The 23,761-nt window shown below is 38.0% G+C and carries 15 protein-coding genes, 1 tRNA gene and 2 pseudogenes; 4 read left to right on the top strand and 14 right to left on the bottom strand.

The window, feature by feature from the left end; genetic code table 11:
• Window positions 1-147: 147 nt before the first annotated feature.
• The 3 genes from P4S71_RS17230 to P4S71_RS17220 all read right to left on the bottom strand — a co-directional run bounded on the left by P4S71_RS17230 (window position 148) and on the right by P4S71_RS17220 (window position 4,679).
• Window positions 148-1,257, bottom strand: coding sequence for a mandelate racemase/muconate lactonizing enzyme family protein (locus tag P4S71_RS17230; RefSeq protein ID WP_337151105.1), 1,110 nt, complete (start codon window positions 1,255-1,257; stop codon window positions 148-150).
• Window positions 1,258-1,547: 290 nt separating this feature from the next.
• Window positions 1,548-2,312, bottom strand: a complete 765-nt coding sequence (locus P4S71_RS17225; protein ID WP_337151104.1) for an SMP-30/gluconolactonase/LRE family protein — start codon at window positions 2,310-2,312, stop codon at window positions 1,548-1,550.
• A 219-nt stretch (window positions 2,313-2,531) separates the two neighbouring features.
• Window positions 2,532-4,679, bottom strand: a complete 2,148-nt coding sequence (locus tag P4S71_RS17220; RefSeq protein WP_442961720.1) for an agarase — start codon at window positions 4,677-4,679, stop codon at window positions 2,532-2,534.
• Window positions 4,680-5,290: 611 nt separating this feature from the next.
• On the opposite strand from P4S71_RS17220, the gene P4S71_RS17215 reads away from it, so the two are divergent.
• Window positions 5,291-7,672, top strand: a complete 2,382-nt coding sequence (locus tag P4S71_RS17215; RefSeq protein WP_033029387.1) for a TonB-dependent receptor — start codon at window positions 5,291-5,293, stop codon at window positions 7,670-7,672.
• A gap of 362 nt (window positions 7,673-8,034) precedes the next feature.
• Here P4S71_RS17215 and P4S71_RS17210 read toward each other — a convergent pair whose 3' ends face one another.
• The 7 genes from P4S71_RS17210 to P4S71_RS17180 form a co-directional block, all read right to left on the bottom strand.
• Window positions 8,035-8,655 (bottom strand): FKBP-type peptidyl-prolyl cis-trans isomerase, encoded by a 621-nt coding sequence (locus P4S71_RS17210; protein WP_007378060.1) that lies wholly within the window; start codon window positions 8,653-8,655, stop codon window positions 8,035-8,037.
• Between the two features lie 69 nt (window positions 8,656-8,724).
• Window positions 8,725-9,108, bottom strand: a complete 384-nt coding sequence (locus tag P4S71_RS17205; RefSeq protein ID WP_149605403.1) for a hypothetical protein — start codon at window positions 9,106-9,108, stop codon at window positions 8,725-8,727.
• A 50-nt stretch (window positions 9,109-9,158) separates the two neighbouring features.
• Window positions 9,159-9,249, bottom strand: a tRNA-Ser gene (locus P4S71_RS17200).
• Between the two features lie 96 nt (window positions 9,250-9,345).
• Window positions 9,346-9,723, bottom strand: coding sequence for a hypothetical protein (locus P4S71_RS17195; RefSeq protein ID WP_007378058.1), 378 nt, complete (start codon window positions 9,721-9,723; stop codon window positions 9,346-9,348).
• Window positions 9,724-9,926: 203 nt separating this feature from the next.
• Complete coding sequence (locus tag P4S71_RS17190) at window positions 9,927-10,475, bottom strand: NAD(P)H nitroreductase (protein ID WP_337151103.1); 549 nt, start codon at window positions 10,473-10,475, stop codon at window positions 9,927-9,929.
• A gap of 131 nt (window positions 10,476-10,606) precedes the next feature.
• Window positions 10,607-11,293, bottom strand: a complete 687-nt coding sequence (locus P4S71_RS17185; protein ID WP_008136701.1) for an HvfX family Cu-binding RiPP maturation protein — start codon at window positions 11,291-11,293, stop codon at window positions 10,607-10,609.
• Between the two features lie 103 nt (window positions 11,294-11,396).
• A complete protein-coding gene (locus tag P4S71_RS17180; RefSeq protein WP_033039371.1) occupies window positions 11,397-13,358 on the bottom strand; it encodes an oxidoreductase in 1,962 nt (653 codons plus the stop codon).
• Window positions 13,359-13,645: 287 nt separating this feature from the next.
• Between P4S71_RS17180 and sppA the strand changes: the two genes are divergently transcribed.
• Together sppA and ansA are read left to right on the top strand one after the other, a co-directional pair.
• Window positions 13,646-15,511: a signal peptide peptidase SppA gene (gene sppA / locus P4S71_RS17175; protein WP_337151102.1), complete on the top strand. Its 1,866-nt coding sequence runs from the start codon at window positions 13,646-13,648 to the stop codon at window positions 15,509-15,511.
• Window positions 15,512-15,593: 82 nt separating this feature from the next.
• A pseudogene (gene ansA, locus P4S71_RS17170) lies at window positions 15,594-16,603 on the top strand (asparaginase).
• Between the two features lie 67 nt (window positions 16,604-16,670).
• Here the strand turns inward: ansA and gndA are convergent.
• A complete protein-coding gene (gndA, locus tag P4S71_RS17165) occupies window positions 16,671-18,044 on the bottom strand; it encodes an NADP-dependent phosphogluconate dehydrogenase (protein WP_007378052.1) in 1,374 nt (457 codons plus the stop codon).
• A 373-nt stretch (window positions 18,045-18,417) separates the two neighbouring features.
• Here gndA and pyk point away from each other — a divergent pair, with 373 nt between their 5' ends.
• Window positions 18,418-19,854 (top strand): pyruvate kinase, encoded by a 1,437-nt coding sequence (gene pyk / locus P4S71_RS17160; RefSeq protein WP_337151101.1) that lies wholly within the window; start codon window positions 18,418-18,420, stop codon window positions 19,852-19,854.
• Window positions 19,855-19,918: 64 nt separating this feature from the next.
• On the opposite strand, the gene P4S71_RS17155 is transcribed toward pyk, so the two are convergent.
• The 3 genes and pseudogenes from P4S71_RS17155 to P4S71_RS17145 form a co-directional block, all read right to left on the bottom strand.
• Window positions 19,919-20,743 carry a LytR/AlgR family response regulator transcription factor gene (locus P4S71_RS17155; RefSeq protein ID WP_007379105.1) on the bottom strand — a complete coding sequence of 275 codons (825 nt, stop codon included), beginning with the start codon at window positions 20,741-20,743 and terminating at the stop codon, window positions 19,919-19,921.
• Window positions 20,740-21,812: pseudogene (locus tag P4S71_RS17150) on the bottom strand (sensor histidine kinase). The gene P4S71_RS17155 and the pseudogene P4S71_RS17150 overlap by 4 nt, the downstream one beginning before the upstream one ends.
• Window positions 21,813-22,084: 272 nt before the next feature.
• The gene (locus P4S71_RS17145; RefSeq protein WP_008133998.1) at window positions 22,085-23,641 is read right to left on the bottom strand and encodes a SulP family inorganic anion transporter; all 1,557 of its coding nucleotides are present in this window, start codon (window positions 23,639-23,641) and stop codon (window positions 22,085-22,087) included.
• Window positions 23,642-23,761: the final 120 nt, after the last annotated feature.

The following is a 23,761-nucleotide window of genomic DNA, read 5'->3' as shown; positions in this document are numbered from 1 at the left end:
TGCACTGTAAGTAATGTAACTATTTTTATAAAGGCGCCCACAAGGGCAATGCACATAAGATTTAATTTATGATGGATTATTCATCACTCCTTGTTAAATAATCACTTCACTGCTCTTGTGGCCGCACAACGACTCGTTTATTTTTTACTAGGAGTGCTTAACTAAATGTGGTTTAACGAGTTGTGGGTCAAACTCGACACCTGTACCTATTATATCTGGCGCGCACGCTTTGCCGTTTTCAAGTTTTGAAGGACGCGTTGTGTATTCATCAATAGGAAAAGAATGAACCTCTAAAAAACCAGCATGTGGCTGAGATGCCAGTAGTGATACATGCAGTTCATGCATACCATGACTGCAAATAGGTAAGTTATGGGTATATGCCATACTGGCTACATGTAACCACCCTGTTATACCACCAATATTTGATGCATCTGGTTGTAAAAAACCCAATTTAGCTTGGTCAATTGCATAGCCAAACTCATGCAGTGTGTGTAAATTTTCGCCCATAGCAAGCGGTATTGAGGTTGCTTGTGCTATGCGAGCAAAACCTTTGTAGTCATCTGGTATGGTGGGCTCTTCAAACCATGTAATATCATATTTTTCAATCGATTTTGCAAAGCGAATTGCTTGCTCCACACTCATCGAGTAATTAGCATCGACCATGAGTATTTTGTCATTACCAATTAAATTGCGTACTGCAGCTACACGTTCTATGTCTTCTTTAAAATCTGGTTTACCCACTTTAATTTTTACGGCGTTAAAACCACGATTTAAATAACCACCAATATTATCAAGTAGTTTTTGCTCACTAAAGTTTAAATCTATTCCACCTGCATAACATTTTGTGTTATCACTACTGCCCCCAGCAACTTGCCATAAGGGTGCATTTAAACGTTTACATTTAATATCCCACAGCGCTATATCAACTGCTGAAATCGCAAAACTAAGTAAACCACCACGGCCTACATAATGTAGATCCCACTGTAACTTATCCCAGATTGCCATAATTGACGTTGAATCTTGGTTAATTAACCCCGGTTTAATTTCGTCATTAAGGAGTGAATAAATTGCACGTCCACCTTTTCCACCAGTATAGGTGTAACCCATACCTTCAAAACCGTCATGGGTCATTATATGTAATGCAATAATTTCAAAGTGAGTGTGATCGCCATGTTTAGCATCACTTAATACTTCAGCTAGCGGAATTTGGTAATACTCTACTTTTACACTTTTTATTGTTTGTGATGATACTTTCATTAAACCACCGAATTAGTTCACATAACACTGTTCATTGTTAACAATTTACAACACGATTGAATTATTGTAAAGGTCATGTCATTAATAAAATGAAATTAACTTGTGAGACTTTTTAAAGATAATTGTTTTAAACTGCAAAATGTCAAAAATAAATTTGCAGTTTACTGAAGGTATATTTACTTGAGCCGGATCTGTTTAACAGATATAAAAGTATCGCCTTGTTGCCCCATATAAACAACCCAACAAACACTAACAATTAACACTATAATTCAAAGGCTTATGATTTATTTTCACTTTAAATCAAGCGCTAATAACTGTGTATGCGCGGTTATATAAACACGGTTCTGTTGAGTATTAAATGCCAAATTAGCACTCATATTTGGCGTGGTAATTTTAGCTAATAGTTCAGCCTTTTTATTAAATAGCCATAAACCATTGGGTCCTGTAGCAAAGATAATCCCGCTTTTATGTACTTTTAAACCATCAGGTAATCCTTTGCCGTGCTTTGCAATTGGTGGCAGCTGATAAAACAGTGATTTGCTAGTAACACCTCCATTGCTATTTAAATAATACTGGTACCAAGCGGGTTTATTTTCATTCGATGCAGCTACATACAAAATTTTGTTATCATTCGACAACGCAACACCATTAGGATAAATTAATTCGTCGTCTAATAACGTTATTTCTCCTGTATCTTTAACCGAATACACACCTTGAAAACTTAACTCTTTATTTTCGTCATTTAGCTGCTTAGGAAGTCCATAAGGTGGATCACTAAAATAAAGTGTGCCTTTGTTATTAAATGCACCATCATTTGGACTATTAAACTTTTGACCATTAAAGTGACTTACTATAGGTAAGTAATCAGATTTTGGGGCGCTCAAAGGCGCTTTCATTTTAGATACAACACGAGAGCGAGATTGCAAAAGAACAAGCTCGTTTTGTGCATTAACCAATAAGCCATTTGAGTAGCCGCTTTGCGCTAGATATAGGCTAACACCTTTACCTGGCGTGTATTTATATACTTGATGATTAGGTATATCAGAATATAACAAATACCCCCTTGATTTACCCACACGGGTCCCTCTAGCCATTCATACCCAGAGGCAAGTATTTGCAATGGCATCTTTAAGTTGAGTACCTCAAGCGCTTGTTCATTAAATATTTGATACGGCCCCTGCTCATACAATGGTTTTTCGGTTGGTTCGGCTAATGCTATCCCCGTTAAACCAAAAGCACTTAAATACAAAGCAGTTAGAACGTTAATAATGTGTTTAATTTTTATCATTGCGGTACCTGCGCTCATATAAAGATTTATTCACATTTTTAGCTGCATTAACGAGTGGTTCGTAAGGAATATCAGCCACATTTACGAAACCCACATTGTAGTTTTCGCCATCGTATGCACGCCCTGTTAAAGGTGAGTCTATATATTGAAACCAATGTGCGCCGACAAAATAAGGGTTATCAATTACGCTATTCATATAATTTTGGTATTTTGATCCGCGCTCTTGCTGCGATTGAGTATGTATTAGTCCAGGGTTTAGCAGACCCGAATCAAGAGCTCCATTATGAAACTCGCCAATAATACTTGGCATATCTATATCCGACAAAAACTCCCAAAACTCTTGGTTTAAGCCTTCTCGATAATAATTGTAACTCATTACATCAACGTGAGCTGCACTGGCGGCTCTAATTTCAGGAGTCATTCCCCAATCGGCAAAACGCGCTCCCATATTTAACTGATTTGGTAAGTGTTTGGTAATTGCTTCATCCACCACTGCAAAATACTGATTAGCATAATGGAACAACATCGCTGATAAATCGGTATTAACGTGATCGTTAAACTGCGTTAAAGTCACTCCCTCTGCAAACTCATCCCACGATGAGAGTGTTGTATTCCATGCTTTATTTAATTTACTTATTTTGCTGTATTTATTTTTCATTAAAAGTACAAATTCAGCTTTAGTTGGACTATTTTTGGCATTATTTTTAAGTGTATTAATGGCAATGCCGTAACGTGTGGTATCTGAATTCATCATGCCCCAGCTTTTTTCGTTATCAATAAACACTCCAACACACCATGGACTGTTTTTGACTTGCTGAGCTACTTTTGCAAGTGTTACATCGGCGCGCTCAACAAATAAAGGATCGAATGGATCTGGTAGTGGGCTCCAATAATCGTTACCGCTGCTTACTGTTTTAAAGTTACCAATGATCCATGCATTAGCAAAATAAGGTAATTTTTTAGTATGGTAATACTGCTCTTCTATCCAGTTACCAAACGATGTAAAACCCCACGACAACATACGATTAACGGTTGTTTTTTGCCATTGTTTCATTAATTCATTGTTGTTATGTGTCTGATACTTTCGCTCTAAGTTAGCGCGATAAAAGCTAAACGTTTCGCCTTTTTTAACTGCTCCACTGTGTACTTCGCGTCTGTAGCCATAATTATCGGCAAGGGGATCGTCCTGTTTTGGTAGCCAGTTAAACATCTCAGCTCTGAGCTTTGAGCTTTGATAACGTGTTGGCCAAGCAGCTACAGGCGCTGGGTTTAATCCAAGTGAGTCTTCGGGTGTTAAGTCGCCAGCTTCGCGTTGTTTAATATAACTTTGATCAAAATCGTAGCCTGTAATCGTTGAGGTGTTTGCCATGCGGACGTTATCGATACCGGTCGAAAAATACAGATAACCTTCTGGGTCGACTAAACTCCATTTACCTTTGTATTTTTCGGTTCTAAAATACCCTGTAGCCTTTAATTGCGGGCCATTTTTCCAGCCGCTAAACTTAGAGCGCCCTTGCAGTGGTTGTGCTTGCAGCTGAGCTTGTTCCTTTTGTGAGATAACTAATAGCTGCTCAGTTGACGTAACCTTGTTAATAAAGTTTAACTTTGCATTCTGTCCAAATTCATCCACCAACCCTTTGAGGTAATTTACATCAAAATTAGTTGGTTTTATCAAGCGTAAGTTATCAATTAAAAAACGTTTATCTTCAAGTAAGCCCTTTACACCAAGCGACACCTTTACAATGCTGCTTACATCTATATTTTTTTGCCCACCCCTATAAATAATAGGAGTATAACCGCTATGCCAACTGGATGGATTTGAGCGAATGCCTGAGTTTATATTAAGGTTAGCACCTTTAAGCTCGATGTAATAAGTGTTTTCTGAGTGCCCGGGTACAACGACACTGCGTGTTTGTGACTTGCCTGACTTATCGATAGTTTTCACATAAATATGGGTGGATGCGCTATTAGGATTTTGAATATCAATCGCAAGGGCAAAGTTACCAATAGCTTGCCAATCCCAACCTTGTGGATTAACAAACTCAAAATCGCTTTCGGTGTGTGATTTAGAGTATAGATTTACTTGTAATTTATGATTGCCACTTTGCTCAACAAGTTTAGTAGAAGCATTAATGGTATTTATATTATCGCTGTAATTGTTTTTTTCGAAATCAAAAATAACAAGCTGTTTCTTAAAATCAACGACTGTATTGTTCGGTTTTTTTCTGATATTTTTCCATTATTACACCCTGCAAGTCCTACTAAACAGCAAAGCATTAGTGTCAATCTTACGTCTTTAGGTATGTGATTCATGTTGAGCCTATTATTGTGTTGGTTTAATAGCGAGCTTTAAAGTAGCAAAGCTAAAAGCATTTAAAACTAGGCAGGATAATTACACAACATTGAAGCCAAAACAATTAACTGTTAACAATAACGGCAAATCTAAAGATACACTCTGACTATAAAAAGTTCGAAAATCATTTTATAAATGCATAATAAACAATATCTTATTTATATTTTATTGTTGAAATGAATTAATTTATATGATTTAAGTATAAATAATTTTAGGCGAATTAATTAAATGTACTGACTACATTTATAGATACTTGATTGTTCATAAAACTGTTTATCGGTGTTTTTAGCCTATTTAACGCAAAAATAAAAGTTATGGTATAACATTGTTGATTCGTTCATTTCTCGGTGTTATATTATATCACAACATAATAACCGCGAACCAATATATCCATGACAAAGCTAACATTAATCTCCTCCGCTATTTTTTCTGTTTTATGTTCTCATTCAGTACTTGCTGCCACAATTAATGGCAAAGTAACAGATAATAAAAATCAACCAATTCAAAATGCGACTATTCATATACATGGTAAGACACAAGGCGTAAAAAGTAATGAGCTTGGCGAATTCTCTATTGAAGTTGATACAGCAAGCCAACTGCATATAAGTAAAAATAATTACATTGATTCTCGAATAGATGTTACAGGTTTATCTAACAATGTAACCGTTTCTCTTAAACCAACCTCGGTAGAAACTGTTGTTGTGTATGCCTCAGCGCTTCATAAAAATAGTCTAGAAATGATTTCTCCAGTGAGTGTTTTATCTGGTGATGAGCTTAGAAATAAATCTAAACCTACACTTGGTGAAACGCTAAAGGGTTTGCCAGGTGTTAACGCCAGCTACTTTGGCCCTGTTTCTTCAAGCCCTATTATTCGTGGTTTAGGTGGCCCTCGCGTTAAAATCATGCAAAATGGTTTAGATAGCAGTGATGCGTCGCGTATTGGTCCAGACCACGCAACATCAAGCGATAGTTTAGCCGCAGAGCAGATAGAAGTATTACGCGGCCCAAGTACCCTACTTTATGGCTCGGGTGCGATTGGTGGTGTAGTAAATGTAGTAGATAACCGCATTCCTACTAGTAACATTGATGAACTAACGGGCGCGGCAGAATACAGTCACGACACTGTATCAAACGCTAATACATATGCTGCAAAATTAGAAAGCGGTTATAACAATTTTAATTTTCATTTTGATGGTACAAAACGTACAGGTGATGATTATCAAACACCTACTTTTACTATCTCAGATGAAGATGGCGATGTAGAAATTGAAAACTCAGTAGAAAATACCTTTATCGATAGTGAAACAGTTAACTTTGGTACTAGCTATGTTGGGGAGCACTTAACGGTTGGTTTTTCATATGGCAATATAGAAACTGATTACGGTATTCCGGGGCATGAACATCATCACGAACATGATCACGAAGACGAAACTGAAGAAGAGCATGCTGAGCATGAAGATGAAACGGCTGAAGACCCAGTTTATGCTCATTTAGAGCAAGACCGCTGGCAAGGACTTGTAAGTTACGCACTGCATAATAACTGGATTGAAACAATCAAATTACGTGTTGGCTACACTGATTATTCGCATAGCGAAATTGAAGACGGTGCAATTGGTACAACCTTTACAAATAAAACGACAGAGGCACGTTTAAATGTAGAGCATAAATTTGCTGATTGGCACGGTATGGTTGGTTATCATTACAGTGATTCTGATTACGATGCTATTGGTGAAGAAGCATTTACACCAGCGAGCGTAACAACAACTAACGCTGTGTATTTATTAGAAGAACGTGAATTTGGTGATGTGACAGTAGAGCTGGGCGCACGTGTTGAAGATTATAAAATAAAAAGCCAAATTTCAGAAGTTGAACACGGCCATGATCACGACGAAGTTGAAGATGACCATGACGATGAAGAAACAATCGGTTACAGCAAAAGTTTTACTAATGTAAGTGTATCTGCTGGCGCTATTTGGCAATACAAACCAGGCCATAGTATTGCGACGAGTATTTCTCATTCAGAACGTGCACCACTCTCTGCTGAATTATTATCCAATGGCTTACACATTGCCACTGGTACGTATGAGCTAGGTCTTGGGTATAACATTGAAGGTAATGAAGCACATTTCGAACCAGAAAATATTAAACAAGAAACCTCAACAAACTTAGATTTAAGTTTTAGACGTTTTAGTGGCGATTTTGGTTATACCGTTAACTTTTTCTATAACGATATTAAAAACTTTTACTTTCAAGAAAATACAGGATTAGTATTTGACGAAGAGGATGGTTTAGAATCAGCTATTGGTGCCCATGACGATGCCGTTGCCGTTTATCAGTTCACAAGTAAAGACGCTGAGCTTTATGGAATTGAGTTTGATGCACATTACCAAATAACACCAAGCGCTATGGTAAAAGTATTTGGCGACTCGACTCGCGCTAAATTAAAAGACGATGAAGGTAATTTACCGCGTATTCCAGCTAATAAGTTAGGTTCTGAATTGCAATACACTTTAGGTGATTTACAGTTGACACTTACTGGCACGCATTACTTTGATCAAAGTGATATAACGGCCTTTGAAACTAAAACAGATGGTTATACATTATTCGATGCACAGGCTAACTACCAATTAGGATTAGGCGCAATAGATGCACAACTTTATCTAAATGTAGATAATATTACTGACGAGTTAGGCTTTGTGCATACCTCTTTTATTAAAGATACCGCCCCACTTCCAGGCAGAAACTTTCGCTTTGGTGTTCGTGGTTATTTTTAATAATTAAAAATCGTTTTAGCTTATATATTTATAAACCGCATTTTATTAATGTGGTTTTTTTATTGTTAGAATACATATCCGTAATAATAGTTAATCAATTTAAGGGATTAAATCTTACTCTAACTGTGTTAAAAATTCTGATATACGACTGCATGGATGTAGGAGGTAGAGCAATGCAGGAGCAATTAGTGATAACAATTAATTAAAGAAATTTTTGCCTTGTTATGGACACAATTTTCTTAGCGCAAAATAGACCACTTAATTAATCGAATTGGTATAAAACGCTTAGATTACAGATACAAAAAAGCCGTATTCAGATCGAATACGGCTTTTTAAACTCTTAATTTTAAAATTTATTTAAATTAAGAAATGATTTCGTGTAGTTCAACGTCAAATACAAGCGTTGAGAAAGGTGCGATTGCAGCACCTGCGCCACGTTCACCATAAGCAAGCTCATGAGGAACGTAGATACGCCATTTAGTACCTACAGGCATCATTTGTAATGCTTCAGTCCAGCCTTTGATCACGCCACCAACTGGAAATTCAGCTGGTTCACCGCGCTCGTATGAGCTATCAAACACAGTACCGTTAATAAGTGTACCGTGGTAATCAACACGTACTGTAGACTCAGCTGTTGGCTTTTCGCCTTCGCCAGTTGCTAGTACTTCGTATTGAAGACCAGACTCAGTTACTGTGATTTCAGGACGTTTTGCGTTTTCTTCTAAGAATGAAATACCTTCTGCAGAAAGTACTTTAGACTCTTCTTCACGACGAGCTTGAATCTCTTCGTTGATTTTTTCAAATGCAGCTTGGATCTCAGGGATCTCAACTTGAAATGCGCTACCAGCGTACGCATCTTTCATGCCTTCAAATACTGAATTTAGGTTTAAGCCTTCAAAAGGATTAGACTTAAGTTGCTCACCCATTTGTAAGCCAATACCGTAACTTGCTTTTTCAGCATCTGTAGTAAAATTATCTGACATAATGTGTTTTTCACGTTTTGTTAGTTAAAAGACGCGACTATGCTATCACAAAATAAACCGCGTTTGGGGCTAGTTTTTGCTGAGTTTTAGCTTAATTAGGCCAACAATATAACTGCAAAGCGGCAAACTGAATAAAATTCCAACAAGTAGAGGCATTGTTAGTAATCCTGATTCGCCAAGCAGTAAAAATGGCACGACAAGCAGCCCTATACAACCGATAAAAACAGAGCCAATAACTGGCCAATGCTTATCGTATTTAGTAATAAGATGGGCAGCTAAAACATTAAAACCAACACCATAAATTAAAGCGGTAATTAATGGGTATTCTGGTTGAGCGTCTATAGCCATTTTTACTAATAAGCTAATAGCACTTTGATAGCAGTAACCAAATACCGTCCATAGTAAAATATGTTTAATTAGTAATTGTGGGATTGATTGAATTTGTTTTGTCATTTTTAGTTCCACATAGCAAAAAACCGCCAATAAGGCGGTTTTTTAAATAATGGTGGAGAGATAGGGATTTGAACCCTAGATGGGCTATAAACCCATGCCGGTTTTCAAGACCGGTGCATTCGACCACTCTGCCATCTCTCCGTACGGCGCGGATGATAGAGTGAAATGCATTGTTTGTAAAGAACTAATACACTCTAGTGAGTAAAAAATTAAATATATTTATTAATAATGTACTTGTTAGTAATACTGCTTTGGTCTTCGTGCAATAAACGAACAAATCAAACATGCTAACAAACTCAGTGCAAATAGCGTTATGCTTTGAAAAATCATATCAAATTGATTTAAATCACCACTGGGTATCACAACAAGGATAAGGGTGGGTAATAGACTTAACATTAATACATAGCAACATATTTTAAATGCCCGACCAAAATCAAATCGTTTAGATTGTTGCATCCACCAAGTTAATATTACTAATACACCAATAGCCGAACCTGCCGCAAAATGCGCTATATTAGTACTCATAGCAACATAGAGTGTGACAAGAGCTCCCAAAACACCCCAGATTGACCATGCTAACCAGTTTTCTTTTTCACGTAAAAATAAATTACCCATCGTTTTCGTCTTCTTTATCGTTATTTTTATTAAGACTTTCCATACATTATCAAAAAACAACCGATTAAAAAACAAACTGAAGAAGAATTATTATACTTTATGCTTCCAAGCACTTCTCACAGCCGAACTATTAATTTTTTCTCTAAGCAATATACAACATTAATGATTTAAGACTATTAGAATTAGGAAAAGTTCATACTATTTTACAAATAACTAAAATAATTTTCAGGTTTATGGCGAGCCGATTTTTTGCAATCTACAGTCGGCGTACCTATATATAAATAGCCCACAATTTCATCGTGTTCTTGCAAATTAAGTGCCTTTTTAACAGCCTGACTTTGTGCAAAATACCCCGTACGCCAAACGCCACCTAAACCTTGTGCAAATGCGGCTTGTTGCATTGCCAATACACTGCATCCTGCACTTTGTATTTGCTCTATTCGAGGGACTTTTGGGTGTTCTTGGTATTTTGCAATCGCAATAATAATCATAGGTGCACGCAATGGAAGTTCTTTAGCACGATTAATTACTTTTTCTTCTTGTAGCTCTGTCACTGCACTTTGATGATAAATTTCGCCTAATTTATGGCGCGCATCACCCTGGGCAATAATAAACTGCCAAGGGGCTATACAACCATGATCAGGAACACGTAATGCTGCTTGCTGAATAATTGCAAGTTGCTCCTCATTTGGCGCGGGATCAGCTAATTTTGGATCAGATTGACGGGTAAGTAGAAGCTCGATTGCGTTCACAGCTATTTCCTTAAAATTAAAAACGTTAGGGTAGCATTTTAATGCTGAAAAAATAAATATTGAAAGTCTAAAACGCAAAACGGCTACATAAATAATAATTTAAGTAGCCGTTAGTAATACATGTTAAGTCGTTATTCTTTTAGAGCAACTCGCTTTAGCCAATAATCAATACTGACAAAACGTCCGCCGCCCATAAAAAATAAGCTAAATAGCATAGCAAAGTAGATTGCTGAAAACTCAATGCCATTGTTTAAAATCGATGGTTTACCTTTTTCGTATAAGTAATCGGAAGAACCATGTTCTTCGACTAATCCACGAATTATCCCGATTCGGTTTTGTACTTCTAAAGAGTTTTCGAGGCTTTCTTTGGCACCTGGAACAGATAGCCAATCAAGTACTTGCGCTGCACTGGTATCAGGGTTTGTAGGTGCTATTGCAAACCAACCATTATGCCAATGCACTGATGTTGCCGCTACAACCATCGTGAACATCAGCGGAATGCTAACTAAGCGAGTGAGCAAACCAAGCAGTAAAAACCAGCCGCCTAAGAACTCACTCCACCCCGCTAAAAAAGCAAGTAAATCGGGAAAAGGTAATCCTAATCCCCACTCACTATTGCCAAACCATTGAACAACGTCGGGAGAGGCTAAAAAGTTATCAAAAAAACTTTCGGTTTCACCGCTTATCGCAAGTTTATTGTAACCTGCAATAATCATTACTGGCGCTAAAATCAAACGAAATAGTAAAGCGGGTAAACCATCTAAAAATGATAATTTACCCAAAATTGTATCGTAAATACCAATTATTTTATTTTTCATGTGTGTCCTGTTCGTTCATTGTTTATTTAGTTATAGACTATAAACAACCAAGACCGCACTAAAACAAAAAGTATTTCATTGCACAAATATAGCATTATGTTCGTCAAATACTGCGGGCAATTTGCAATGCTTCAAATATCGCGCGCTTAGCGTCAATTGCTGAAGCGAGTTTAGCACCGCCTATGACATGTACTTTAGCATTATCAAGTTGATTTTTGAGCACTTCATTATTTGATACCTGCCCGATACAGGCAATAACAGTATCAACTGGTAAGGTTTGTGTCTCACCTGCAACAGTTATGGATAAACCATTTTTATCAAAACTGTTATATTGGCAATCAGCAATTTGCTTAACACCATGTTGTTTTGCGACTTGGCGATGTATCCAGCCTGTTGTTTTGCCTAACTCACTACCAAAGCGCCCTGCACTTCGCTTTAACATGTATAATTGGCGTTCATCTTTATGTGGTTGTGGCTCACATTCAATGCCCCATTGCGTTTTAAAATCGCTAATAGTTTGTGATTTGTGCTCACTTAAAAATGCGACCATATCAAAACCTATGCCACCTGCGCCTAAAATTGCAATTGATTTACCCAGTTCTACTTCGCCACGAATAACTTCGTCGTAGGCAAAAACACGTTTGCCATCATTACACTTAATCGTTGCTTCACGTGGTCTTACACCTGTAGCGAAAACAATATCATCATAGCTTTCAAGCATACTGTCATTATAAGCTTTACCCAATTCAACACTCACATTTAAACGTGCTAACTCATTAGTGTAATAATTTAAAGTGTGGTTAAAGTCTTCTTTACCGGGTATTTGCATAGCTAAATTAAATTGGCCACCCATCTGCTCTTTTTGATCAATTAACGTGACGTGATGGCCTTTTTGCGCTAAATAGCAACTTGCCGATAAACCAGCAGGACCTGCCCCCACTACCAATACATTTTTAGCTTTAGTCGCTTGCTCTAATGGGTAATCTAGCTCAAATGCAGCTTGTGGATTAACTAAACAGGTAGCACGTTTATTCTTAAACACGTGATCTAAACAACCTTGATTACACCCAATACAGATATTGATTTGCTTAGATTGCTTATTTACATACTTATTAAAAAACTCAGGGTCAGCCAATAACGGACGAGCCATTGAAATTAAGTCTGCTTCCCCGGCAGTTAAAATATCATTAGCAATTTCAGGTGTATTAATTCGGTTAACAGCAATTACTGGGACACTAACTACATCTTTTAAGCGTTTTGAAGCTTCTTTAAATGCACCAGGTGGCACCATACTCGCAATAGTCGGTACACGCGCTTCGTGCCAGCCAATGCCTGTATTAAAAATATCAACGCCCGCTTTTTCAAGTTCAATAGCTTGAATTGTCACTTCATCGGGTGTTGAGCCATTTGGGATTAAATCTATTACTGATAATCTAAAAATGATTAAAAACTTTTCAGATACTTTTGCTCTCACTGCTTTAACTATTTCAAGCGCAAGTCGCATTCTGTTTTCTAGGTTACCACCAAACTCATCTTCGCGTTTATTAGTATGAGGCGCCATAAATTCATTAATTAAATAACCCTCCGAACCCATCACTTCTACGCCATCGTACCCTGCTTTTTCAGCCATATAGGCAGAGTGCGCAAAGTCTTTAATTGTTTTTTTAATAGACCCTAATGACATAGCTTTAGGTTTATAAGGATTAATAGGTGCTTGTATGGCACTTGGCGCTTGATTGAATGGATGATATGCATAGCGTCCAGCATGTAATAGTTGCAGGCAAATTTTCCCGCCATGTTTATGCACAGCATCTGTGTATGCACGATGCTTAAATACGTCATAATAACTATTAAATGAGGAAGAAATAGGTGTCAATTTACCGCGTAAATTAGGACTGTACCCGCCCGTAATTAACATTGCGGTACCGCCCTTGGCACGTGCTTCATAAAAAGCACGTAAGCGTTTTCGGTTATGCCAGCCTTCTTCTAAGCCCGTATGCATTGAGCCCATCACTAAGCGGTTACGTAATTGTGTGTGTTTTAATTGTAGTTGTTGTTCTAACATCCTCTGCCCCGTTAACTGGTCTAACCTGTATACATTAGCTAATTCTGCTTCAATGGCAAGTAATAAGCAATATTTGACTGCATTTAATTGTGAACCTCTTAACATAATTAACTAATTTTTAATGCGCATGAATTTGATGCAAAAAATTATTAAATACTTCAAAAATACTGTATTTATGGGCACTTAAACACATTCATAAACACTTCGTTACGATTTAGCAGTTAAATTTTTTTATTCTAGGATAAGATGGAACAAACGTATTAGCTGTACCAAATTAAGGAGCTATTTTGATAGCAAAAATATTTAAAGGTATTTGGGCTGGGATTAACTTTTCTCGTCGATTAGTACTTAACATTTTGTTTTTATTACTTGTAATTGTTTTTATTGCGGGTATATCAAGCGATGACGATAAGATAATTATTGAAGATGGTTCTGTCCTAAGATTAAATCTTAATGGTCCTATCGTAGAAGAAAAAACATACATTGATCCAATTGAAGCAGCTATCAGCGATGCGACATCAGGTTCAGAAGTACCAAGTGAAATTTTACTAGATGATATCGTTGAAGTAATTAATGAAGCGGCTAAAGATGAACGCATTACTGTGTTACTTCTTGATTTACAAGAAATGCCTAAAGCACATTTGAATAAGCTTAAGCAAATTTCAAGTGCCATTGACCGCTTTAAAGAAACAGGTAAAAAAGTTATAGCATCAGGCTATTACTATACGCAAGCGCAATACTATATAGCATCGCATGCTGATGAAATTGCTATGCACCCTTACGGTAGCGTTGCAATTGAGGGGTATGGCATGTACCCACTTTACTTCAAAGATGCACTTGAAAAACTTGAAGTAACGCAGCATATTTTCCGTGTTGGTACTTTCAAGTCGGCAGTAGAACCTTTTATCCGTAATGACATGTCTGATGCAGCGAAAGAAGCTAACCGTGTTTGGTTAGGCGCTCTTTGGAGCGAATACAAACAAGATGTTGCTGCAGTACGCCCTTTTGATGAATCAAACTTTGACGAAACAATGGATGTGTATTTAGCAAAAATGCAAGCCGCAAATGGTGACGCTGGTAAATATGCACTAGATTATCAATGGGTTGATTCGTTAAAAACAAGTCAACAGATCCGCCAACAACTTATCGACTTAGTGGGAATACAAGAAGATGGTAAAACATTTAAGCAAGTATCATTTCGTGAATACTTAAGCTTAGTTAAACCACCTATTGCATTTGATAATCCACTAACTGAAAAAGTAGCCGTTGTTGTTGCAAAGGGCACAATTGTTGACGGTGAACGTAAAGCTGGCGAAATTGGTGGCGACTCTACTGCAGCCCTTCTTCGTAAAGCACGCCTTGATGATAAAGTTAAAGCAGTTGTACTTCGTATCGACTCTGGTGGTGGTAGCATGTTCGCCTCTGAAGTTATTCGTGCAGAAGTATTAGCGCTTAAAGCTGCTGGTAAGCCTGTTATTGCCTCTATGAGCTCTGTAGCAGCATCGGGCGGTTATTGGATTGCCTCTGCAGCAAACGAAATTTGGGCAGCGCCGAGTACAATAACAGGTTCTATTGGTGTGTTTGGTACGTTTATGACATTTGAAAAAACCTTGTCTAAAATTGGTGTTTATTCAGATGGTGTTGCAACAACTGAAATGGCAGGTTTTTCTATCACTCGCCCACTAAACGAAAAAATGGGTCAAATAATTCAAATGAGTGTTGAAGAAGCATACGGACGCTTTTTAAATGTTGTGGCCGAAGCACGTAATATGACCCCAGAGCAAGTTGATAAAATAGCACAAGGGCGCGTATGGATTGCTTCGCAAGCTCTAGAGTTAGGCTTGGTAGATAAGCTTGGTAATAAACAAGATGCAATTGATGCTGCAGCTGCTCTTGCAAAACTAAATCACTACGAAGTTAAAACAATGACGCATGATTTAAGCCCGCAAGAAAAAATGATGCAAGATATCTTTGGAAATGCGTCGATTAAATCAATGTTAGGCCTACAATCACAAAAAACATCAGTGCTCGCTACGCAAGCTAACTTGCAAAGCGTTATTAACCAATTAAGTACTGAAGTTGAAAACCTTAAAGATTACAACGATCCACAAGGTGTATATGCACGCTGTCTAGTGTGTGACGTTGCACAATAAAAGTGCATCGCTTCGTCTAATCAGCTGTATTTGAAGCTGCTTAACGTTATACTAAGCCCAGTTTTTTTACTGGGCTTTTTTTATGAAACGCAAACGCATTTATATCGCTTACACTGGCGGTACTATAGGGATGAAAAAATCGAGCCGTGGTTACATTCCGGCCGAAGGCTTTTTAACTGAGACAGTGGTCAACAACGCTGAATTTAATCGTGATGAAATGCCTTTATTTGATATTCACGAATACTGTCCTCTTATTGATTCGTCTGATATGTCGCCTGCTCATTGGCAACTTATTGCTGATGATATTAAAAGTAAGTATCAACAATACGATGGTTTTGTTGTTCTGCACGGCACTGACACAATGGCGTACACCGCCTCTGCACTTTCGTTCATGTTTGAAAATCTGACTAAGCCTGTGATTGTAACCGGCTCGCAAATTCCGCTTTCACAATTGCGCTCAGACGGACAAGTCAACTTGCTTAACGCAATGTATTTAGCCGCAAACTATCCGATTGCTGAAGTAAGCTTGTTTTTCAATAACCAGCTATTTAGAGGAAATAGAGCAACAAAAGCCCATGCTGACGGTTTTAATGCATTTGCATCGCCTAACCTTGAACCTTTAGCGCTATCTGGTATTAGTATTCAACTTATTAAAGGTCAGCTTAGCCCTTACGTTGAAAACGAGCTGCAAGTAACGCCTATAACGCCCCAACCTATCGGGGTGCTATATTTATACCCAGGTATTAGCCGAGACGTAGTTAAAAGCTTAGTAAACGACAATATTAAAGCCTTGGTCTTACTTAGTTTTGGAGTGGGTAATGCACCTCAAGATCCAGAATTTTTATCGGTGCTAAGTGAAGCAAGTAAGCGCGGAATGGTCATCGTTAATTTAACCCAATGTTTAAAAGGTCATGTAAACATGGGGGGTATGCAACAGGTAACGCATTATTAAATATTGGTGTTATTAGTGGATATGATATGACGTTAGAAGCCTGTTTAACTAAGTTGCATTACTTATTTAGTCAAAAGCTTGAAATTGAGACTATTCGCCATTTAATGCAAGACAATTTACGTGGTGAATTAAGCAGATAATAACGCACAACTAAAAACAAAAAGGCACGCTAATAAGCGTGCCTTTAAACTTTTAAACAACTGCTTATTATCTAACTTTAGCGTCTATCTCTACTAAATCTGTTAAATGGCACATTTCACCACTGTGGGTTTTAATGCCGTGTTCACCAAAGTAATCACGCTGGGCTTGTACTAAATGCCCATTACTTGGTGTAGTTAACGTCGCTAAATAAGTTTGCGATGAGCTAAGCACTGGAAACGCTAAGCCAGACATAATTGCTTGGCCTGTTACCTTACGAAGTGCCGCAGCTTCTTTATCAAGAGAATCAATAAATTCAACGCCTTGCGCTACGCTATCTAAATAATCGGCGCGAATAATACAACCTGCGCGCCAAGTTTGTAATGTTTTAGATAAATCAACTTTCCATTGATGTGTACGCGATGCACCCTTTATAAGCGCTAAACCTTGGCGATAAGCCAATAAGCTTGCAAGCGTAAATGCATCTTTTAGCTCTTCTAAATCAATATCAACGTTGTTGGTTGATTTAGTTGCATAGGTCATCTCTTGTGCGGCAGTTGTATCGCATGCATTGGTTAAATGACGAGCTTGCACAGCAGCAACAAGTGAAGGGACTGCAATACCAAGTTCGAGTGCATTTTGCGCAGTCCAGAGACCGGTCCCTTTGGCGCCAACTTTATTATCAATTAAGTCCGCAAGCGGAACATTTTTTTGATTTTCAAGGGATAAGATATGGCTAGAAATCGAAAGCAGGTAACTATTTAATTGACCTTTTGACCAATCATCAAAAATAGCAGCCACTTCTTTGGGTGAACGGCCTGTGCCTAAACGAAGCAATTGGTACACTTCAGCGATTAATTGCATCAGTGCATATTCAATACCGTTGTGAACCATTTTTACAAAATGACCACTCGCAGACTGGCCTACACGCGCAAAGCATGAGTCGCCATTATAGCTTGCAGCTACTTTTTCAAACCAAGGTTCAATACGTTCCCAACCACCCTCAGAACCACTTGCCATCATTGCAGGGCCATGACGAGCGCCTTCTGCACCACCAGAAATACCCATAGTGGCAAATTCAAATTTATTTTGGTACTTAAGTTTACGCGTTATACCGTCTTTATAATTACTGTTACCACAATCAACAATCATGTCATTGCAATCAACGCCCGCGTCCACCAGTTCATTACAAACTGTATCAACTAGCTCACCAGCAGGAACAAGCAGTAAGATTGAACGAGGTACTTCTAAACGCTTTACCATGTCTCTTAAATCAGAAACAATATGCAGTCTATCGGCCATACCTTGCGATTTAGCACAACTTAATAACTCTTCACCCGCATGCGGATTTTTGTCATAAGCGACTAGCGTAATCCCTTTTTCAATCAAGTTTAAAGCAAGATTTTTCCCCATAACGCCTAACCCGACTAATGCAACTTGCATTTAGTGTCCTCCTCGGTAACAACTATTTGGTTAGTGAATGTAAATAATACCGTGTGCATTATACTGATACAGTCATAAAAGACTAATCACATAACTAATACAACATGCTTTTTTAATATAGATAAATAAGCTACGCGATTATATCAAACATCAGTGCTCTCAGGGTGACAAAAAGCAATGCTATTTAAAATTTAAGAACATTGACGCATTCTGACACCGGTGTCATAATGATGACACAATAGTTTTGTATAAAATAGTGGCAATAATACAAACATTGTCCATAACTAAAAATATTTTTACCTTTTTGTATTTGTATTTTAAATAACAAAACAACCGTTAACCCGCTTACATCTTAAGCACACAGGAGAATTTGATGCTAAGACGCACAAAAATAGTCGCTACCCTTGGGCCTGCTACCGATAGAGATAACAATTTAGAAAAAATTATTCGCGCCGGCGCCAACGTTGTACGTTTAAACTTCTCACATGGTATTGCACAAGATCATAAAGACCGTGCGCAAGCTGTACGCGATATTGCAAAAAAATTAGGCAAGCATATTGCCATCCTTGCTGACCTTCAAGGCCCTAAAATCCGTGTTTCTACTTTTAAAGAAGGTAAAGTAACACTTGCAGTAGGTGCTAAATTTACCCTAGATGCAAAAATGGAAAAAGGCGAAGGCGATGTTAATTCAGTAGGTATCGATTATAAAGAGTTACCTAACGATGTAAGCCCTAACGATTTACTACTCCTAAATGACGGCCTTATCCAACTAAGTGTTGATGAAGTAGCTGAGCACTTAGTACATTGTACTGTAACTGTTGGCGGTGTTTTATCTAACAATAAAGGTATTAACCGTTTAGGTGGTGGCTTAACTGCTCCAGCATTTACTGAAAAAGATAAAGAAGATTTAATCACGGCAGCTGAAATTGACGTAGATTATATAGCAGTTTCATTCCCTCGTAGTGGTGATGATATGCGCTACGTTCGCTCTCTAGCTGAAGCGGCTGGTTCAAAAGCACAACTACTTGCAAAAATTGAACGTGCTGAAGCCGTTGAAACACAAGAAGCGGTTGATGACATTATCTTAGCGTCTGACGCTGTAATGGTTGCTCGTGGTGATTTAGGTGTTGAAATTGGTGATGCTGCACTAATGGGCAAGCAAAAACTAATTATTCGTCGTGCTCGTTCATTAAACCGTACTGTAGTAACAGCAACGCAAATGATGGAATCGATGATCGATAACCCGATGCCCACTCGTGCAGAAGTTATGGATGTTGCAAATGCTGTTCTTGATGGAACAGATGCTGTAATGCTTTCTGCTGAAACAGCGGCTGGTGATTACCCTGAAGAAACAGTTGCTACAATGGCACGTGTTTGTTTAGGTGCTGAATCTCAAAAAGAAACACACGTTTCTAAACATCGTTTAGATAGTCGCTTTTCTAATAATGCTGAATCAATTGCCCTTTCTGCTATGTATGCAGCAAACCATTTAGATTCTGTTAAAGCAATCATCACACTAACTGAATCTGGCAGTACGGCTAAACTGATGTCGCGTATTAGCTCTGGTTTACCAATCTACTCGCTTTCACGTCATGCAAGTACGTTAGGTCAAACGGCACTTTATCGTGGTGTTTACCCAGTATTTTTTGATTCTACAAAAACTGAAAAAGACGGTATGGTAAAAGCAGCACTTGATACTTTAGTTGCTCAAGGCTCTTTAGAATCTGGCGATACAGTGATCATTACTCACGGTGACTCAATGGAAACCGTGGGCGCAACTAACACAATGAAAATCGTAACTGTTGTATAATTACTAAATATAAAAAATGCGAGCTTAGCTCGCATTTTTTGTGCCTGTAATAAAAGCGTTGGCTTTAACTTGCTAATGCCGCTTTTACTTTATCTCGGTAGCTTCGGCTTACTTTTAGTTCTTGTCCATTTTCAAGCACCAGCAAGTACTCACCACTAACTTGTGTAACCAATTTACTAATTTGTTTTGTGTTAACAATGGCACTTCGGTGAACGCGGACAAACAAATGAGGATCTAGCTCTTGCTCTAGCTCTTTCATTGTTTTACGTAAAATATGTGTTTGTCCATCTTGGCAATGTAGGCACATATAATCGCCAGCTGCATCTACCCATTGGATTGTTGCTGCCGGAACGCGAATAATTTCCCCCTGCTCTTTTACGGCTAACGACTCTGGGTAGCGTCTGTCTGTCAATGTATCGCCAGTGGCTAACTTCTTAAGTATTTCTTCGCAATTATTACCTGTAATACCGGCTACAAAACTCGCTAGTTTTTTCTTATGGGCGTTGTCTTGCTGCGTTTTTAAATAGGTATGCACTTTCTCTACCGCCTGTTTTAGTCTGTTATCGTCAACGGGTTTTAAAATGTAATCTAATGCATGAATCTCAAACGCTTTCACTGCAAATTGGTCAAATGCAGTTACAAACACAATCGCAGGTAATACTTTCGTACTTTCGCTAAGTGCTCGTGCGACTTCAAACCCATTCATGCCTGGCATTTGAATATCTAAAAATACCAAATCTATTTTTTCGTTTTTACATGTTTCAATTGCATCAGCACCAGAGCTACATAATTTAATTACTTCAATGTCTGTAAATTCTGCAAGCCTTACATCTAAACCTTTACGTGCTAATGGTTCGTCATCAACAATAAGTGTTTTTATTTTTATCATTTCTTCACAGCCTTCTCAAACGGTACTCGCAGATTAACTTTTAATCCACTTGGCGTATTATGTGATAATACAAACGAATAATTATTTTCGTAGAGCGTTTTTAATCTATCTTTTGTGTTTGCGACACCAACCCCTTGGGCATTGACGAGTTGACCATCTTTTATTTCTGTTCCAGGACCATTATCGCCAACCTCTAACAGTAACTCATTAGCAAACACTTGCGCTTTAATATCAATCACACCGCCTTCTGTTAAGTGTGCAATAGCGTACTTAATTGAATTTTCTATAATAGGTTGCAAAATTAAGCTCGGTAATAATGCTTGCTTAGCTTCTTCGCTTACTTCAACGTTTACTTTTAATCGTTCGTCAAATCGCACACGTTCAATTTCAAGGTATAACATAAGCGCATGAAGCTCTTGCTCTAACGGAACTTTTTTAATCGGATCAGTATTCAATGTATAACGCAAAAAGTCACTAAGTTTAGAGACCATTAAATTAGCATCTTTATTTTCTTTCACCAAAATCAATGTAGAAATTGCGTTAAGTGTGTTAAACAAAAAATGAGGATTTAGTTGATATCTTAGCATTTTCAATTGCGCTTCATGTGCCATGGTTGTCGCTTTTAACGCCTTTTGCCGTTCACCTTGTAGCAATTGATAATACTTAACGCCAAAGTATAAACCACTCCAACACAGTATAATATAAACTGAATCTAAACCCTGTTGTAAGTAATAAAACCACTCTTCAGGTCTATATCCGTGTCGGTAAATTTCCCATAGATTGAACTTTTGAACCACCGCCCACAAAGTACCGGTTATGTAAGAGGCACCAAATACCACCAATATAAGCACCCAAGGGGAGGCGTTCCATATTGTGCGATAGATATAACGAAGTGGCACTGTCATTAAACAGCCGGCATAAGCATTGAGTAAAATAACAAACACGTAAATATCACGCATTTCAAATACTTTAGAGCCGATGTAATTTACCAGTGCATAACCAATCCAGCCTGCAATTTGCAAAAGCCAAAAAAGCGTTGTCGGTTATCAACTAACGATTGCCAGTTCAAAATTTACTTTTACTCCACAGTGTTAAAGCCTAATTATATAAAATCAACTTTTCGCTTGGCCTGATATTTTCTTATTTTGATAATAAAAAACAGCGTAAAATTAACTTTTAATAATAATTATATTTACACATTATATCGATTTATAAGAATGTTTAGCACTGCCAACTGTCTTAGTTTTTAAGAGCCTTAACGCAAAGTTCAGCACCGCTGATAATAAAAAAGCGAAAGGCCGTAACCTTTCGCTTTTTTAATGCTATTTATTGAATAAGTAACTATGCAAGCTTGTCTGAAGCAACTTTATAAGTTGGATCTTCAATCACATTCACTTCAACCAAATCGCGAGCTTTATGTAATAACTGAGTACAGTCTTTACTTAAGTGACGCAAGTGAAGTTGTTTACCGGCTTTTGTATATTTTTCAGCAAGCGTATCAATTGCCTCTATTGCACTGTGATCCGATACTCGGCTATGTTTAAATTCAACAATCACATTTTTAGGATCATTTTTTACGTCAAACAACTCAGAAAAGTTTTTAACCGAACCAAAGAATAACGGACCATGTAGCTCGTAGACTTTAGCGCCTTCTTCATCAATGTAGTTAGTTGTATATATTTGTTTAGCATGTTGCCAAGCAAATACAAGTGCTGAGACGATAACACCTACACACACCGCAATTGCTAAATCGGTAATAACCGTTACACCTGATACAAGCACAATTACAAACGCATCCGATAATGGTACACGCTTCATCATTTTAAAGCTTGCCCATTCAAATGTACCCAGTACAACCATAAACATTACACCAACAAGTGCAGCTAATGGGATCATTTCAATTAGGCTTGAGGCAAAAATAATAAAACCAAGTAACATAAGCGCAGCACTTATCCCTGATAAACGAGAGCGCCCACCTGAATTTATATTTATCATAGACTGGCCAATCATTGCACAGCCCCCCATTGCACCAAACATACCACAGGTAATATTTGCAGCGCCTTGACCTATACATTCTTTGTTGCTGTGGCCGCGTGTTTCTGTTATTTCGTCAATTAAACTAAGCGTTAATAACGATTCAATTAAACCAATAGCTGCTAAAATAAGTGCATACGGAAAAATAATTTGCAGTGTTTCAAAGTTAAAAGGCACCATAGGAATATGAAATTCTGGTAAACCGCCGGCTATTGTTGCCGCTTCGTCGCCCGTCATTCCTTTTAAGAAATCAAGCACGGTATGCGCTTCTAAATCAAAACCAATCACTAATCCTGTCACTGTTACTATGGCAACTAATGACGAAGGAACCGCTGTAGTCAGTTTTGGTAAAAAGTGAATTATTGCCATTGTTAATGCCACTAATCCCAGCATGATAAACAATGGACTGCCTGTCATCCACTCTTGCCCGCCCATACCGTCAGGCACTTTAAATTGCCCTAGCTGGGCTAAAAATATAACAATTGCTAAACCATTTACAAAACCCAGCATTACCGGATGAGGCACCATACGGATAAACTTTCCGAGCTTAAATATCCCCGCTAGTATTTGCAATATCCCCATTAAGAGCACGGTAGCAAATAGGTACTCTACACCATGATCAAGTACTAAACTTACCATAACAACAGCTAAGGCACCGGTTGCACCTGAAATCATACCAGGACGGCCACCAAATATTGCCGTAATTAAACCAACGATAAACGCGGCATATAGACCAACTAAAGGTTCTACATTTGCTACAAAGGCAAACGCAACAGCTTCTGGAACTAAGGCTAACGCCACAGTCAATCCAGACAGTATATCGTTTTTAGCAGAGCTTGGCGCCCTACTGAGTAAGTTAAACATTGAGTTCCTCAAATGGTATAATGGGTATAAAAAAAGCGCTAAATTCTATCAAATCAGCGCTCAGTTAACAATTGTCATGTGTGGTTAAGCTAAACTAAAGCAGTTTAGCTTTAAAAAGAA

Origin of the sequence: Pseudoalteromonas sp. B62, from assembly GCF_037162565.1 — a bacterium.
In the GTDB taxonomy this organism is placed as follows: domain Bacteria; phylum Pseudomonadota; class Gammaproteobacteria; order Enterobacterales; family Alteromonadaceae; genus Pseudoalteromonas; species Pseudoalteromonas fuliginea.
The sequence above is the reverse complement of the archived record's forward strand: the minus strand, read 5'-3'. Positions and strand labels throughout refer to the sequence as shown.

What these genes read in the sequence shown, in the direction of transcription:
- P4S71_RS17230 (WP_337151105.1), bottom strand. Translation starts at nt 1,257, where the DNA reads ATGAAAGTATCATCACAAACAATAAAAAGTGTAAAAGTAGAGTATTAC.
- P4S71_RS17215 (WP_033029387.1), top strand. Translation starts at nt 5,291, where the DNA reads ATGACAAAGCTAACATTAATCTCCTCCGCTATTTTTTCTGTTTTATGT.
- P4S71_RS17210 (WP_007378060.1), bottom strand. Translation starts at nt 8,655, where the DNA reads ATGTCAGATAATTTTACTACAGATGCTGAAAAAGCAAGTTACGGTATT.
- P4S71_RS17205 (WP_149605403.1), bottom strand. Translation starts at nt 9,108, where the DNA reads ATGACAAAACAAATTCAATCAATCCCACAATTACTAATTAAACATATT.
- P4S71_RS17195 (WP_007378058.1), bottom strand. Translation starts at nt 9,723, where the DNA reads ATGGGTAATTTATTTTTACGTGAAAAAGAAAACTGGTTAGCATGGTCA.
- P4S71_RS17185 (WP_008136701.1), bottom strand. Translation starts at nt 11,293, where the DNA reads ATGAAAAATAAAATAATTGGTATTTACGATACAATTTTGGGTAAATTA.
- P4S71_RS17180 (WP_033039371.1), bottom strand. Translation starts at nt 13,358, where the DNA reads ATGTTAGAACAACAACTACAATTAAAACACACACAATTACGTAACCGC.
- gndA (WP_007378052.1), bottom strand. Translation starts at nt 18,044, where the DNA reads ATGCAAGTTGCATTAGTCGGGTTAGGCGTTATGGGGAAAAATCTTGCT.
- pyk (WP_337151101.1), top strand. Translation starts at nt 18,418, where the DNA reads ATGCTAAGACGCACAAAAATAGTCGCTACCCTTGGGCCTGCTACCGAT.
- P4S71_RS17155 (WP_007379105.1), bottom strand. Translation starts at nt 20,743, where the DNA reads ATGATAAAAATAAAAACACTTATTGTTGATGACGAACCATTAGCACGT.
- P4S71_RS17145 (WP_008133998.1), bottom strand. Translation starts at nt 23,641, where the DNA reads ATGTTTAACTTACTCAGTAGGGCGCCAAGCTCTGCTAAAAACGATATA.